We start from the raw sequence: 15720 nt of genomic DNA, 5'->3' as shown, positions 1-15720 counted from the left end.
ATTGATTATGACTACTTACAGAAATCCCACACCTACAGTCGATATAATTATCGAGCTGCTTGACCGACCGCATCGACCAATAGTGCTAATTGAGCGCCACAATGCACCGCTAGGCTGGGCGCTTCCGGGCGGTTTTGTTGATTATGGAGAAACGGTGGAAACGGCGGCGCGGCGGGAAGCAGAGGAAGAAACTGGTTTAAATGTGGAGTTGATAGAGCAGTTCCATGTTTATTCTGACCCGAACCGCGATCCGCGCCAGCACACTATGAGCGTTGTGTTTATTGCAACGGCGACGGGGGAACCGAAGGCGGGGGATGATGCGAAGGGGTTGGGGGTTTTTGAGTCTTGGCGGGTTCCGGGTAATTTGTGTTTTGACCACGATCGCATTTTGCGGGATTATTGGCGTTATCGGCATTATGGGGTAAGACCGAGTTTGTCGGTGTAGGGAGCGCATATTGCCCTCAGACTGGAAGTCTGGGGCTATACGAACGAAGTCCGCCTTCGCGGACTAATAATTTGAAACCCGCGCAGGCGGGTTTTGTTTGTGTAGCCGCGATTTCCAATCGCCAGGGTATCCCGGCGCTAAACTGATGCAGGGGCGATCGCGGTGGCTGACTATGGATGCTAAAGAATTTATAGAAAAATACGAAGCAGGGCAACGGAAATTTCATGGGGCAAATTTGAGTGAGGAAAACCTCACAGGTCTAGACCTGAGCGGGATAGACCTATCTAGTGCAAATTTGAGCGGAGCCGACTTAAGTAAGGCAAACTTGAGTGGGGCAATCCTCAACAGTGCAAACCTCTATAAGGCATCCCTGCTAGGAGCAAATTTGAGCGGGGTGCAGGGTTCTTCAGCAAATTTAAGTTGGGCAAATCTAAGTAATGCTGACTTGAGTTGGTCAAACCTGAGTAGTGCTAACTTGAATTATGCCAACCTAGAAAAGGCGGATTTGACAGGGGCAAACCTAACTAGCGCCAACTTGGTCTATGCCAACTTAGACAAAACAAAACTGAGTGGTACAAACCTGAGCAGTGCAGACCTAAGCGTAGCTTCTTTGGCTGAAGCAGACCTAAGTAGAGCCAACCTGAATAAGGCAAATTTGAGCGAAGCATACTTGATTGGAGCAGATTTAAGTTTGGCAACCTTGGCTGAGGGAACCATTAAAGATGCAAAGCTTCAGCAAGCTAAACTCCAGAAAACTAATTTCTATCAAGTTGATCTGTCAGGCATGAATTTAGCTGATGCAGATTTAAAAGCAGCACGCCTTCAAAGTGCAAACCTTAGAAAATCCTGTCTTCGAGGGGTAAATCTAGAAAGAGCAAATCTGCGCTGGGCAAATTTGATCGGGGCAAATCTGGATAAAGCAAACCTGAACAGAGCAGACTTGACTGGCGCAAACATCTATCGAGCGAGTTTTGAGGATGCAGACTTAACTGATGCGATAATGCCTGATGGAGAATTCTACAGGTCGGCAGACTCTGATACAGAAACCCGCAAACCTCAAGCATCGTTAGAAAAAGTAATCCCCATGACTCGTAAAGTAATTCGTACCGAACAAGCACCCGCACCAGTGGGGCCATATAATCAAGCCATTGTCGCCTCCGGTCAAACAATCTTTGTTGCTGGTCAAATTGCCATCGACCCCAGACTCGGAGATATTCTCTACAGAGACGATGTAGCCAAACAGACAGAACAAGTAATGGCTCATCTGCAAGCAATCCTGACTGCTGCTGGCGCTACTTTTCAAGATGTTGTAAAAACAACAGTCTTTCTGGCAGATATGAACGATTTCGCCGCAGTGAATGCGGTTTATGCCAAATATTTTGATGAGGCCACAGCTCCCGCTCGTGCTTGCGTTCAGGTTTCTCGTCTGCCTAAAGATGTGCTTGTAGAAATTGATTGTATTGCGGTGATTTAAAGCTACAGTTTTGCTGATGGTTCTAGCGCCTCGCGCTGCTTTCAATTCTTATTGACTTTATTTCGCAAAAGTCATTGACTTTTGCGAGCAAACGTTTAAGACTTGATTAAGTGCTTATTGCCAGTATTTCTCTATAAAGATTGGCAAAGATATTGTCTTTGATGGAGAGTTGATAAGAGTCGTGAGAAAAAAGATTTTATTGGGTGTCGGTGCTGCGCTGGTAGCGGTGACTGGTTTGAGTATAGGCGCAGCGGAGAAAACCCCACCAGCGATCGCGCAACAAACTTCCGCTCATCAGGGATCGCGTTTACTCGCTCAGGCTCCTGGCACACCTCTGACAATTGCTTTCCCCGGTCGCGCTGACTCGACAGATTTACAAACCAAGGCAAATGGTGTTGCACAGTTTTTGTCTAAAGAACTGGGAATGCCAGTTAATGCTGTAGTAGCCGATGAGACAGCAACGGTAGAAGCTTTGAGAGCTAATCGCGCTGATGTTGCGTTCTTGAGCAGCCGTCCGGCGCTGAAAGCACAGGAGTTGGCAAACGCACGGTTGTATCTGGCTGAAGTGCGTCCAAATTATTCTGGAAAACACACCTATCGCTCGATTTTTGTAGTACCCAAAAATAGTCCGCTGCAAGGCAAATCTTCCGCGAAGCAGACGCTAGAACAATTGCGCGGCAAGAAAATGGCCTTTACTTCTCCTACTTCTGGATCTGGGTTTATTTTCCCAGTTGGAGAGTTGGTGAAGTCAGGATTAGTACCAAACCGCGATCGCTTAAATGGTTTCTTCGGACAAGTCGCTTACGGTAATAACTACAGTGGAGCTTTGCAAGCTGTTCTGAGAGGTCAGGCAGATGTTGCCGCTGTATCAGAATACGCGATGTATCCCCCGTACATTACGGCGGAGGAAGCTAGTAAGTTGCGGATTCTTCATGCAATTTCAGGCGTACCAGCGCACGGAATTGCTATTGATGATGACGTTCCGGCTGCAACGCGGCAAAGAATTATCAATGCGATGCTGAAGTTAAATCAGCCAGCCAACAATCAATTGCTAAAGAGTTTGTATAACTCAAATGAATTGGTTAAGGTCGAACACAACAGTCACTTGCAACCAATGCGCGATGCGCTAAAACGCGCTGGGTTTTAACCATAGATATTTGCTGATGGTTCATTGCTGATGGTTCCTTGTGGATTGGCATGAACTATCAGCAATGAACGATGAACAATGCTGATGGTTCATTGTGGATTGGCATGAACCATGAGCGATGAACAATGAACAATGAACAATGAACTATGACCATTGAGTGTCAACAGGTACAAACTCCCTATGCCCCATCTCTAAATCGTCCCATTCTTAATGGGATAGACTGCGAAATTCGGCAGGGTGAGTTTGTCGCTTTGTTGGGGTTGAATGGTGCGGGTAAGTCTACACTATTGCGATCGCTTGTTGGTTTAGTTCCCATACAGCGGGGAGAAATTCGCATTAATAATGTGGCAATAACACCCCGCAATTTGCCTCAAATTAGGCGCGATGTTGGGTTAATTTTTCAGGGGGGAGGGTTGATTCGTCAGCTTTCTGCTCTAGAAAATGTACTTTGCGGGCGTTTGGGTGAATTGTCAACTTGGAAAACCCTGTGGGGATTTAGCAAACATGATAGGCGTCATGCTCTGGATTTGCTGCATCAGTTAGGGTTAAAGGATCGCGCTTATCAAAAAACTGGACAACTCAGCGGCGGACAGCAACAAAGAGTAGCGATCGCGCGTGCTTTAATTCAATCCCCAAAAATTCTTTTAGCAGATGAACCCATTGCTGGTTTAGATGTAATGGCAGCTAAACAAGTGATGGACATACTAGCAGAATTGCACCGCGATCGCGCAATGACTATTGTGGTGGTATTGCACGATTTAAGCATAGCCGCAAATTACGCGCAACGAGCGATCGTTCTTGATGCTGGTCGTGTTGTTTACAATGGCGAATGTACCAATTTAGAATCGCAATTTGCTCAACTCCCCGCACGATCTAAATCAGGGTTATAAAACTATCTAAACATGAAAAATACTGCTGAGTTTTGGAGACGCTATCCCTGGATTAATCGCCTGCTCATCTTAGTGAAAAATATTGCTGAGTTTTGGAGGCGCTATCCCTGGATTAATCGCCTGCTCATCTTAGGCAGCGTCATACTTGTTTACGGTTGGGCGTTGCGCGGTCTTAAGGTAGATTTAGAACTACTTAAAAACAGTTGGCCATATGTAATTGATTTTATATCGCGGTTGTGGCCACCCGATTTAAAAGTATTACATATTGCTGTAGAAAAGCTGATTGAGACAATACAAATGTCGGTTTGGGGAACTACAATCGGCGCTATTGTTTCTCTACCAATTGCGATGCTTAGTTCCCGCAATTTATCACCAGTTTGGCTGCAATGGTTGGCTAACTTGCTACAAAATGCCGTGCGGTCTGTTCCTTCTATTGTATTAGGTCTGTTATTTGTAGCCGCAACAGGGTTAGGCGCACCAGCGGGTACTTTGGCATTAGGAATATACACGATTGGATATTTAGGAAAATTTTATCAACAAGCAATAGAAGCAGTCGATCCGCGTTCTATAGAATCTTTGCAAGTATCGGGAGCATCGCCGTTCCAAATTGCCCAATATGGAATTTTGCCACAAGTATTGCCCTTGGGATTGGGTTATACCTTGTGGATGTTTGAGTACAATATTCGCGCCGCCTCTGTGTTGGGTGTTGTAGGTGCGGGTGGTATTGGCTTTGAGTTAGTTAATTACATTCGTGGCTTTGAGTATACTAAGGCAACTACGATGATGCTGGTGTTGTTGGTAGTTGTGACTGCGATCGATGCTTTGAGTAGTAAGCTGCGCCAAAAGCTAGAAGCAATGTAGCCCGCTATTGCCCATCTCTAGCCATCAGAATAATTGTCAGCCTGGAAATTAGATGTTAAGAGCGATCGCAGCAAAAAGAGTTAAAAATCAAAACTCTGCTTGCGTCATCCAATCAATTCTCTAACCAAACCAAGCCAGTCCCTCGCGAACAATTTCTGGGGGGATTATATGGGGGCCATCAAACTCCCGATATAGCAAATCGTAGCCAGCACGCTTTAGCTGCGGCACGAGCCGACGGCTGCAAACATCGATTGGTAAAACCTCATCTCGCGTGCCGTGCGAAATAAACAAGCGGGGCAAACCAATTTGCGCTGCTGGCTTCATAAACCCTGGCGAAAATGCGATGACATGAGTGAACAGGTCGCCGTTGGTAATGCCGACACTCAGCGCATACGACGCACCATCAGAAAAACCCGCCACTGCCAACCGAGTGGGGTCTACAGCGTAGCGGCTGAAAGTTTGCCCTAGCGCCCCATCGATAAAGGTGATATCGGAACCATACCCGCCAACGAGCATATCCCAATCCCACGTCTGGCGGCGCGAGTCAATCGCCAACAAAAGCAGTCCAGCCGCATCAGCCCCATGCATTAACGGCGCTAGGCTGTCGCGTGCGTTGCCACCCGCGCCGTGCAGCATCATCACTAAGGGTGCGGGTCGAGAAGCCTGGTAGGTTTTGGGTACATATAGGAAACCGTCACGTCTGCCATCTAGCCCCAACGGTTGCAGGCCAACTGGTGCATTTTGTTCTGGCTGACCCGGTCGCGCCCGCAGGCGTCCATTTTCGGCAGCGTGTCTACCGTACTGATTTTGTTTATCTGTTGTCATAGAGTCTCTCCTTGGCCTGCCAAAAGTGGCGCACGCTGCCGCCATTGCCCCAGCGGTGCCTGCTATCCCAACGCGGAGTATATGCCGCCGTCTCATCAAAGCAGCGATCGCCTTTGTCCTATAAAACGTATTATCGATCAGCTTACTTAGCCAGCAAAGCTCGCTCGTGTACCAAGCGAATGGCTTTATGTTAAATTATCTAGTTTTTAACGATACACGCTGCTGGTTTTTACCCAGCGATCGCGCTGCGAGACGGCGTGTATAAACCAGTTGCGTTAGCTACTAATCTTATTGGCTAATATGCGATCGCGTCGCCAAACTTCCAGGGAAATAAAAGCTATTGTTTGGTTATTTTATTTTAAATAATGCAGCGCGATCGCTTGTCTCCTTCAACAACAAAGCTTCCCAGTGCCAAAACACTGGAAAGCTTCGCTCAAACCCCCCTTTTTCCGCTAGGGAATGTAGGGATTGGGGAATTTATATTTATTAATGAATGCTTACAGCTTCACACGCCAAGCATTGTGCAGTTAACGGTTCCGCTATAGTCTCGGCGGGAAAATGTTTATCTATAATTTCAGATACTTCGGACGAGTCAATCCGAGTGTAGCGAGTTTTATCTGGCATAACTATATTTGGCCCTGCTTTACAACGCTTCATGCAACCAGTGCCCTTAATAGTAATTTGGTCTTCTAGACCGCGATCGCGCAACTCTTCTTGTATAGCCTGACTAACCGCTTTGGCTCCTAGCTTGCAGCAATCAGACTTCTGACATACTAAGATAGCTGCTTTTGGTTTTGTAGTTTTAGGACTTTTGGCAGAGGCATTTTCGCTGTTAACTGGCAAAGCATCCTCTTGTTTCCCAGAATGAGGAGCAACCCGCGTTAAAGAATAAGCTTTCAGTTTGATTTTGCCTTTTTTCAGGTCGAGCTTTTTCTCACCGCTAACGTGAATCCACTCGCCTGCAACTAAGCCACTATCAAGAGACGCACGTAACTCTTTAGAGAGCTTGAACCAAAACTCGCCCGTCCCAGTACCCAGTCGCAAGTATTTGAGTTGGTAGCCATCTTCTACTACAAACCCTAACAAGCGTCCCTCGATAGTAAATTCTTCAACTTGACTGTGCTTACTCATTTTGCTCCTAATTTGGAAATCGAGAAATTTTACTCCAAGCAGTCAGCGGTCAAAATGAGTTCTGAGCAGGCAGTCAAGCGAAACAATTAATAATTCGCTTTAACTCAAAACTCACACTTCAAAACTTAAAACTATCTATCGAAGCAGCGTTCAAGCCATTCCACTAAATCTTGCCGAGAAGCTGTCAATTGCTTTACCACGCTCCAGAGTTGCATTGCTGCGGTAGCACTTTGTATCTGAACTCTCAACGGTTGGTCGCTCGGACACTCACAAGGGATACCTAAATCTTGCAAGCGTAGATAAACTTGCCACCTGTCGGCTCGGTTCACCTCCACAGCCTCCTGGACTGCTGCGTCTAGATTTAATGGATTCATTTTCTCCCACTACTGCAATCAATTCTCAATTATTCTACTACTACTTCCCGTAATTTCTCAACTTTTCCGGAAAAGCGATCCTTTTTATATAGCTCTAACAAGTGCAAATGATTCTTACTTATGTCTAAGTACTAATACTCAATTCGGCGCTGTATATAGGGAGAGGTATAAGCTAAAGCGTTATATACAGGCGATCGCTTTAGCTCTGCCTCAAGATTTGGTTAGTTGTAGGCAGCGTTAAAAAGCAAAAAAAATTCCCCCCATAGAGGGAAGACACGTTTATCAAGGTCTCAGTAAGGCTTGACGAGACTAAAATTGTAATAATTTGATACACTCAGGCAACCAAAATTGCCACAGAGAGGAGAACCATGTCAGAAACTCAAAGCGTATTACGCTCCTTCGGTCAGGTTTATGACAATCCGATCTTGCTGGATCGCAATGTTACAGCGCCCATCTGCGAGGGTTTTAACATAGCACTGGCAAGTTTTCAGGCGCTATACCTGCAATACCAAAAGCATCATTTTGTGGTTGAAGGTGCGGAATTTTATATGCTGCACCAGTTCTTCTCGGAAAGCTACGAAGAAGTGCAAGGGCACGTCCACGACATTGGCGAGCGCTTGGATGGGCTAGGAGGCGTGCCAGTAGCGGGCTTTGCTAAGTTAGCGGAACTTTGCTGCTTTACTCCAGAAGAAGAAGGTGTATTTTCTTGCCGCCAAATGGTAGAACACGACTTGGCAGCAGAGCAAGCTATCATCCAGCTAATCCGGCGTCAGGCGGCGCAAGCGGAAAGTTTGGGCGATCGCGCCACCCGCTATCTCTACGAACAAATCTTGCTAAAAACCGAGGAGCGAGCATATCATCTATCTCACTTCCTCGCTCAGGACAGCCTGACTCTGGGATTTATGAAGGCTGGGGCTAACTAGGATTGCTTGGAATAAGGTGGGCATCGCCCACCCTAAGACGAAATTAGGCTGAACAAGAAATAAGAGCGATCGCGGGCTTTTCTGGCGCGATCGCTCTTATATTACGTCCCACTGCTGTGGCTACAGGTCTTAATTCGTCAACCAATTTCACCATATCTTCTAAAGAAAGCGCCTGACGCGCATCGGAAACTGATTTTTCTGGTTCTGGGTGACACTCAATTATCAATCCATCTGCCCCACAGGCGATCGCTGCTTTAGCCAACGGTGCTACCAGTTCTCGCTTGCCTACCGCATGTGATGGGTCAACAATAACTGGCAAGTGAGTTAGCTGCTTCAGCGCCGCAACTGCTGCTAAATCTAATACATTGCGCGTATAAGTATCGAAGCTGCGGATACCGCGTTCGCACAGCACCACGTCAGGATTGCCGTGACTTAAGATATATTCTGCCGCATTGATAAACTCCTCTATAGTTGCGGCTAACCCGCGCTTGAGGAGGATGGGCTTGCCAGCACTACCCAAAGCTTTAAGAAGATCGAAATTTTGCATATTGCGGCTGCCAACCTGAAGCATATCAGCGCTTGCTGCAAGATCTTCAATTTGCCCGATGGACATTACCTCTGTGACGATAGGCAATCCATAGCGCGATCGCACTGAAGCCAAAATATCCAGTCCTTCTAGTCCCATTCCCTGGAAAGCGTAGGGAGAAGTGCGGGGTTTGTAGACACCGCCGCGCAAAGCTTGGATGGGAGCATATGCAAGCTGGCTGGCGACTATTTCCATCTGTTCGGCGCTTTCTACGGTACAAGGTCCGCCGATGATAACAAGATCTTTGCCACCAATGGCGACACGATTGGAGAGTTTGACAATAGTTTGGTGGTTTGGATGAGATTGGGTTGCTAGTTTGGTGTTGAACATGAGAGTTTCTCCTTAAATAAGTGCGGACTGAGTGAATTGGAACATGCGGTCTTGAAAACAGATAGACAAACAAAAAGCCCGGAACTGTCTGGCAGTTCCGGGCTGAGAATAAGCTGCATGACTCTACTTACCCGGAACTTGCGCCGTGCCAAAAGTAAAAGCCATAAAACCAGCTAAGAAGATGAGCGATCGCCATAAAATTCAACTACTTGTAAAAAACAAAAAACCGCAGATTTTTGGTCTGCGGTTCACTTGGCGGTTCCAATGCTTACACTGGATTCACTGCCTGTGAACCGCGGGGAACCAAAAATAAAAGTAATAGCTGCTAGTGAACATTTGTTCGCTTGTATAGTTTGACAATTGATTATTTACCTATAACAACAAACCGTAGCAAAAGGAGCTGGCTCGCGTCAATACCTGTGGGCTTACTACTTTGGACAATGCAGCCTTCTACCCAGAATGGCGATCGCGTCTGGCTGGTGCATGGCGCTTGGAGAACTGTAGCCACCAAATCCTCAAAGTCATCGAATCTTGTCAAACTTGGCAGCCTATGGGGTTGTTATTGGGATGAATACCCTTAAAATGGTCTGGATTCAGATAGTGTAAAGCTACGAACAACTATGCCGCGACGCAACGACCTCCGCAAAATCCTGCTACTCGGTTCTGGTGCCATTGTGATTGGACAAGGCTGTGAGTTCGATTATTCCGGCACACAAGCTTGTAAAGCACTTAAAGAAGAAGGCTACGAAGTGGTGCTGGTGAACTCAAACCCAGCTACCATTATGACCGACCCAGAAACAGCCGACCGAACTTATATTGAGCCACTGACGCCCGAATTGGTAGAAAAGGTAATTGCCAAGGAGCGTCCTGATGCCCTGCTACCAACAATGGGGGGACAAACTGCCCTAAATTTAGCCGTCGCCTTGGCTAAAAATGGGGTGCTAGAAAAGTACGGCGTTGAGTTAATTGGGGCGAAGCTTCCGGCAATTGAAAAGGCGGAAGACAGGCAACTGTTCAAAGAAGCGATGGAAAAAATTGGCGTTGCGGTTTGCCCTTCGGGTATTGCTTCGACCCTGGATGAGGCAAAAGCCGTTGGCCAAAAAATTGGCTCTTATCCCCTGATTATTCGTCCTGCTTTTACCCTCGGCGGTACGGGAGGAGGCATTGCCTACAACCAGGAAGAATATGAAGAAATGGCTCAAGTGGGTATTGAGGCTAGCCCAGTATCGCAAATCCTGGTTGAGCAGTCGCTACTCGGCTGGAAAGAATATGAGTTAGAGGTAATGAGAGATTTGGCAGATAACGTAGTTATTATCTGCTCGATTGAAAACATCGACCCAATGGGCATTCACACGGGCGACTCCATTACAGTCGCTCCAGCACAAACGCTGACTGATAAAGAATATCAGCGTTTGCGCGATGCCTCGATTAAGATTATTCGCGAGATTGGTGTAGAAACTGGCGGTTCTAATATCCAGTTTGCGGTTAATCCTGTCACGGGTGATTTTATTGTCATTGAGATGAACCCCCGCGTTTCTCGCAGTTCTGCTTTAGCTTCCAAGGCGACTGGGTTCCCGATTGCTAAATTTGCGGCTAAATTGGCTGTAGGTTATACGCTAAATGAAATTTCTAACGACATCACAAAGAAAACGCCAGCGAGTTTTGAGCCGACAATTGACTATGTAGTAACAAAAATTCCTCGGTTTGCGTTTGAAAAGTTTCCCGGCTCTGAACCAAGACTAACTACAGCGATGAAGTCCGTCGGTGAAGCGATGGCGATGGGACGAACGTTCAATGAGTCTTTTCAGAAGGCGTTAAGGAGTTTAGAAACTGGACGTGCTGGATGGGGTTGCGACAAGCCAGAGAAATTGCCGAGTTTGGAGCAAATTCGCGCTGGTTTGAGAACGCCTAATCCAGAGCGGATATTTACAGTCCGTCACGCGATGTTGATGGGGATGACGGTTGAGGAAATCTACGAGCTTACTGCGATCGATCCTTGGTTTTTGGATAAGATGCAGGAATTGCTAGAAACAGAAAAGTTTCTCAAGCGCAGCAAGTTGGGCGATCTGACAAAGGAAGAACTTTGGGATATTAAGCGGCAAGGTTTTAGCGATCGCCAAATTGCTTATGCTACTAAAACAGGGGAAGATGAAGTCCGCGCTTACCGCAAGCAGTTGGGTATAGTGCCAGCATACAAACTTGTAGATACTTGTGCGGCTGAGTTTGAGGCGTTTACTCCTTATTACTATTCGACTTACGAGGAAGAATCAGAAGTATTGCCTTCTAATAAGCGTAAGGTGATGATTTTGGGGGGCGGGCCTAATAGGATCGGGCAGGGAATTGAGTTTGATTATTGTTGTTGTCATGCGTCTTATGCTCTGCGGAAAGAAGGGTTTGAGACTATTATGGTCAACTCGAACCCAGAGACAGTTTCGACTGACTACGACACAAGCGATCGCCTCTATTTTGAACCCCTAACTAAAGAAGATGTCCTCAACATCATCGAAGCGGAAAATCCAGAGGGGATTATCGTCCAGTTTGGCGGACAAACGCCGCTGAAGTTGGCAGTTCCATTGCAGAAATATTTAACCGAAAGCAACTCAAAAACAAAAATTTGGGGAACATCACCAGATTCGATTGACACCGCTGAAGATAGAGAGCGATTTGAGAAAATTCTCCGCCAACTGGACATCAAGCAGCCAGCGAATGGCATGGCTCGGAATTATCAAGATGCTCAGATTGTCGCTACTAAGATTGGCTACCCAGTCGTGGTGCGTCCTTCTTATGTGTTGGGCGGAAGAGCGATGGAGATAGTCTACTCGGATTTTGACTTAGAACGGTATATGCTTTATGCCGTGCAAGTGGAGCCAGATCATCCTATCTTAGTAGATAAGTTTTTGGAGAATGCGATTGAAGTAGATGTGGATGCGATCGCCGACCATACTGGCATGGTAGTAATCGGCGGCATCATGGAGCATATCGAACAAGCAGGAATTCACTCCGGCGACTCCGCTTGCTCTTTGCCTTATGTCTCCTTAACTCCACCGACTGTAGATAAAATTCGCAAGTGGACTTTCGAGCTAGCCAAAGCACTCAAAGTAGTGGGGCTAATGAATATCCAGTTTGCCGTAGTCGGGGCGCACGGCTACGAACCCCAGGTATACATCATCGAAGCCAACCCCCGCGCCTCGCGGACTGTGCCTTTCGTCGCCAAAGCAACGGGAGTTCCTCTAGCTGCGTATGCATCGCGGATTATGGCGGGTGCAACTTTGGAATCTTTGGGCTTCACTAAGGAGGTCATTCCCAGCCACGTTGCGGTAAAAGAAGCCGTCCTGCCATTTGAGAAATTCGCTGGCACAGACACGATTTTGGGGCCAGAAATGCGCTCTACTGGCGAGGTGATGGGCATTGACGCCGATTTCGGTACGGCTTTTGCTAAGGCAGAGTTGGGCGCTAATCAGCGATTGCCGTTATCGGGGACGGTGTTCGTTTCTATGAACGAACGCGATAAATTACCGCTTGTGCCCGTTGTCAAGGACTTTCTCCAGATGGGCTTTCAGGTGGTAGCGACTGAAGGCACGCGCAAAGTCCTTAAAGAGAATGGACTTGATGTAGGGTTGGTGCTGAAACTGCACGAGGGTCGTCCTAATGTCTTGGATGCGATTAAAAACAGTCAGATTCAGCTAATTATTACTACCCCTTCAGGGTCGGAAGCGCAAGCTGACGGGCGTTTAATTCGTCGCACCGCTTTGGGTTATAAGATTCCGATGATCACGACGATTGCGGGTGCGAAGGCGACAGCGGCGGCGATACGATCTTTGCAGTCAACTCCTTTAGAGGTGAAGGCGCTTCAGGATTATATCGCTGTCAAATAATAGGGCTGTACGCAGGGTGAAACCTGGGGCAATAGAAACCAAGCCCGCCATTAAGGCGGGCTTTTATAGAACCCATTTGACATCTTTTGCTGGGGTGCTTGGCTTTGAAGTAAGCCGTTACTTTGCGATCAATGATAGAGCCTGCTTAAACTCGACTGTTTTTTGCAAGAACAGGGATAAAACCAGCTAGCTGCAAGGCTTTTAGTTTCAGGAATAGATCTAAAATGGGTTCTATAGGGATGGTAGCCCCTATCTCTGCATTATCCTCTTGTACATAGATACCTTAGACCCTCTTGTATAGGCATAAGCCTCTCTATCCCTGCATTATCCTCTTGTGTATGCATGGTCAGCTTATCCCTGCCTTGTCCTCTTGTACATAAATACTTTAGACCCTCTTGTATAGGCATGGCAAAGCTTATCTCTGTACTACCCTTTTGTGCTGGGATGCTGTTTAGGCGATCGCTTCCTGACCCCTTGAAAATGACCTACAAGCATTTGACCTTGGTCTGCCTACCCCTTCCCGTAGCTCTCGTAGGTTGCTAGAACAGAATCCGGAAACTTCTCAACGTCTCCCCTCTATCAGGTTTCTGCGATGCGCTCTGAAGAGCAGCAACGCTAGGCTAACGCCTCGCTTCGCTAACGCGATCGCTTTCAGCCTCTACTCATCCCTACTCAATCTTCCAATTAGGCGTTAAACCCGAAGTAACTTGGCTATACATTTGCAAGACCGATGCAGAAATACGTCCTGAGAGTTTTGCGATCGCCCATAGCGCTCTTGTAAAATCATTTTCAATTGTTGAGAATTCGCCCAGGAAAAAGTTTATGGCAGATATGTCCGGTCAAGACCCCTCGGAAATCATAATGGCAACGGTTGATGAAGAACGAAAAGGCGCAACTTTCAGCGGTACGGTCATCCTTGGTATAGATCCTGATGCTGGGGAAGCCCTTTTCTTTAGAGACTTTTTAATTGAAGATTATAAAGGCGAACTTACCGCTTATCTGGCAACAGATGGCGATATAACGAAAAGCATTGATTTAGGCGAACTCGATGATCATAATAAAAGCCACATTTTTAGTCTGCCAATTCCGCTGGGAACGGATACATCACCCTACAATACAGTCGTGTTGAGCGACAAAAAAAGCAAGAAAAAAATCCTGACGATCAATCTATAAAATTTGTAACTTAGCTCGTAGTTCACCCAAATTCGATTGCCCTCTTGTATAGAACCCATTTGACATCTTTTGCTGGGGTGCTTGGCTTTGAAGTAACCCGTTACTTTGCGATCAATGATAGAGCCTGCTTAAACTCGACTGTTTTTTGCAAGAACAGGGATAAAACCAGCTAGCTGCAAGGCTTTTAGTTTCAGGAATAGATCTCAAATGGGTTCTATAGTAGTAGTAGCCCGACATTGCTCACCGTCTCACGCGATCGCTCCTCTAGTTGTTGCTCACCTATGACTGCTCTCACTGTTAAGCGCTTCACTATTGCTGGATATCACCGTTTGGGTGAACTGGGATTCTTAGGTGAAGAACACATATAAGCACCAGTTTGGGCTTAAAAGTAGTCCACAAATATTGCTAAGTAAATACGCTGTGTAGTCTGCGACATAGAACAAATCAGTATTTTTCTCATTAGAGCAAATAAAACTTACTAAAAAATATACTTTGAAGAGCTAAAATTCCGCAAAGTTGCTGAACAGTTGGTAAACAATCCAAAATACTAAATCGTATTAGTCATGCGGGATAAGTTCGCCGCGCATAGAGCTAAATTTTTGTCGCCCCTTCCTACACAAATCGCGGCTTGTGGGCTAGCTTTGTATTAAATAACTAAGCAATTACCCGGAGACTAAAAATGCAATCCCGTAATTCTACAAAATTTCAACTAGAGCAGCTTTATAACCAATCAGGCGAGGATCTGCCATTGTTGTTAGAAGGAGTTTTGGGGGAACTAGAAAAAGAAAATGGATTTAAAGATTTTCATCCGGATGCGTCTGACCTACGGGGGAAGAATATTAACCGTAACAAGAGGGCAGTAATAGAAAGAGTTATTGCCCTGTGGGTATTAGAGTGCAAACTAAATTCCTATGCAGGTCAATCAAAGTTTGAATCTTCGTAAGGAGAAATCTCTCCAAAGACTGAGAGACCTGATCCGTCGCGTTGTAGAGGCAGATACAGAGAATTTCTCTGAATTAGCCCAAATTGCTGGGTTAAACCCTGTTAAAGATTTTGCTGGTGCTAATTTAAGCGGTGTTGACCTGCGCGGTGCCGATTTAAGCAGTGCCAATTTGATAAGAACGATTTTAGTTAGTGCTGACCTGAGCTATGCTGACTTGAGCGTTGCCAATCTCAGCGAGGCCAACCTGAACAATGCAAAACTGAATAATGCCAACCTGATTAGTGCTAACTTGAGCAATACCAGCGCGATCGCTATTAGTTTGAGTTGCGCTAACTCGATCAGCGCCAATATGTACAGCGCTACCTTAATAAATGGCGATCTCAGCGAGGTCAACCTCTGCGGTGCAGACCTCCGTCGCGCTAACATGCTTAATGTGAATTTAAGCGGTGCTAACTTGGGTGGTGCTAACTTAAGTCATGCTAGCCTGCGCCGCGCTAACGTGACTAATGCAGATATGTGCGGTGCGGATCTGTACGGTGCAGACTTAAGTTTTACAGACTTGCGCGGTACTAACTTAAGCGACGCTAACCTAAGTAGCGTAAAAGTCGAAAGGGCTAGGTTCGCGGGAAATTCCGGGCTTTCTAAGGATATGAAGCACAGTCTGAAGCGACGCAAGGCGATAGTTGAAGATTAAAAATTCCCGATTTTAAATCACTTTTGGTAAGGTTAGAAAAAGTCAGCGC

The 15720-nt window shown here is 46.4% G+C and carries 15 protein-coding genes; 11 read left to right on the top strand and 4 right to left on the bottom strand.

Features of this window, described 5'->3' with window-relative positions; translation table 11 throughout:
• The first annotated feature begins 7 nt into the window (after positions 1 to 7).
• From H6F77_RS24225 to phnE, 5 genes are all read left to right on the top strand, one after another.
• Positions 8 to 445, top strand: coding sequence for an NUDIX domain-containing protein (locus H6F77_RS24225; protein WP_190491466.1), 438 nt, complete (start codon positions 8 to 10; stop codon positions 443 to 445).
• A 97-nt stretch (positions 446 to 542) separates the two neighbouring features.
• Positions 543 to 1919, top strand: a complete 1377-nt coding sequence (locus H6F77_RS28670) for a Rid family detoxifying hydrolase (protein ID WP_309228914.1) — start codon at positions 543 to 545, stop codon at positions 1917 to 1919.
• Between the two features lie 181 nt (positions 1920 to 2100).
• Positions 2101 to 3066 (top strand): phosphate/phosphite/phosphonate ABC transporter substrate-binding protein, encoded by a 966-nt coding sequence (locus tag H6F77_RS24215; RefSeq protein WP_309228913.1) that lies wholly within the window; start codon positions 2101 to 2103, stop codon positions 3064 to 3066.
• Between the two features lie 146 nt (positions 3067 to 3212).
• Entirely contained in the window at positions 3213 to 3956 is a 744-nt protein-coding gene (locus tag H6F77_RS24210) for a phosphonate ABC transporter ATP-binding protein (protein WP_190491465.1), read from the top strand.
• Between the two features lie 12 nt (positions 3957 to 3968).
• The gene (gene phnE / locus H6F77_RS24205; RefSeq protein ID WP_190491464.1) at positions 3969 to 4817 is read left to right on the top strand and encodes a phosphonate ABC transporter, permease protein PhnE; all 849 of its coding nucleotides are present in this window, start codon (positions 3969 to 3971) and stop codon (positions 4815 to 4817) included.
• Positions 4818 to 4937: 120 nt separating this feature from the next.
• Here phnE and H6F77_RS24200 read toward each other — a convergent pair whose 3' ends face one another.
• The 3 genes from H6F77_RS24200 to H6F77_RS24190 form a co-directional block, all read right to left on the bottom strand.
• Positions 4938 to 5642 carry an alpha/beta hydrolase gene (locus H6F77_RS24200; RefSeq protein WP_190491463.1) on the bottom strand — a complete coding sequence of 235 codons (705 nt, stop codon included), beginning with the start codon at positions 5640 to 5642 and terminating at the stop codon, positions 4938 to 4940.
• A gap of 486 nt (positions 5643 to 6128) precedes the next feature.
• Complete coding sequence (locus H6F77_RS24195) at positions 6129 to 6773, bottom strand: (2Fe-2S) ferredoxin domain-containing protein (RefSeq protein ID WP_190491462.1); 645 nt, start codon at positions 6771 to 6773, stop codon at positions 6129 to 6131.
• A 131-nt stretch (positions 6774 to 6904) separates the two neighbouring features.
• Complete coding sequence (locus H6F77_RS24190) at positions 6905 to 7147, bottom strand: Asr1405/Asl0597 family protein (RefSeq protein WP_190491461.1); 243 nt, start codon at positions 7145 to 7147, stop codon at positions 6905 to 6907.
• Positions 7148 to 7515: 368 nt separating this feature from the next.
• On the opposite strand from H6F77_RS24190, the gene dpsA reads away from it, so the two are divergent.
• Positions 7516 to 8070, top strand: a complete 555-nt coding sequence (dpsA, locus tag H6F77_RS24185; RefSeq protein ID WP_190491460.1) for a DNA starvation/stress protection protein DpsA — start codon at positions 7516 to 7518, stop codon at positions 8068 to 8070.
• Positions 8071 to 8113: 43 nt separating this feature from the next.
• Here dpsA and aroF read toward each other — a convergent pair whose 3' ends face one another.
• Positions 8114 to 8986 (bottom strand): 3-deoxy-7-phosphoheptulonate synthase, encoded by an 873-nt coding sequence (gene aroF, locus H6F77_RS24180; protein ID WP_190491459.1) that lies wholly within the window; start codon positions 8984 to 8986, stop codon positions 8114 to 8116.
• 433 nt (positions 8987 to 9419) lie between these two features.
• Here aroF and H6F77_RS24175 point away from each other — a divergent pair, with 433 nt between their 5' ends.
• The 5 genes from H6F77_RS24175 (at position 9420) to H6F77_RS24155 (ending at position 15671) form a co-directional block, all read left to right on the top strand.
• Positions 9420 to 9557, top strand: coding sequence for a hypothetical protein (locus tag H6F77_RS24175; RefSeq protein WP_190491458.1), 138 nt, complete (start codon positions 9420 to 9422; stop codon positions 9555 to 9557).
• A 49-nt stretch (positions 9558 to 9606) separates the two neighbouring features.
• On the top strand, positions 9607 to 12861 hold the full coding sequence (carB, locus tag H6F77_RS24170) for a carbamoyl-phosphate synthase large subunit (protein ID WP_190491457.1): 3255 nt from the start codon (positions 9607 to 9609) through the stop codon (positions 12859 to 12861).
• Between the two features lie 822 nt (positions 12862 to 13683).
• Positions 13684 to 14034: a hypothetical protein gene (locus H6F77_RS24165; RefSeq protein WP_190491456.1), complete on the top strand. Its 351-nt coding sequence runs from the start codon at positions 13684 to 13686 to the stop codon at positions 14032 to 14034.
• Between the two features lie 679 nt (positions 14035 to 14713).
• Positions 14714 to 14977: a hypothetical protein gene (locus H6F77_RS24160; RefSeq protein WP_190491455.1), complete on the top strand. Its 264-nt coding sequence runs from the start codon at positions 14714 to 14716 to the stop codon at positions 14975 to 14977.
• Complete coding sequence (locus tag H6F77_RS24155; RefSeq protein ID WP_190491454.1) at positions 14946 to 15671, top strand: pentapeptide repeat-containing protein; 726 nt, start codon at positions 14946 to 14948, stop codon at positions 15669 to 15671. Before H6F77_RS24160 ends, H6F77_RS24155 begins: the two co-directional genes overlap by 32 nt.
• Positions 15672 to 15720: the final 49 nt, after the last annotated feature.

The organism is Microcoleus sp. FACHB-831 (assembly GCF_014695585.1).
Taxonomy (GTDB): domain Bacteria; phylum Cyanobacteriota; class Cyanobacteriia; order Cyanobacteriales; family FACHB-T130; genus FACHB-831.
This window is presented reverse-complemented; position numbering and strand designations above follow the sequence as displayed.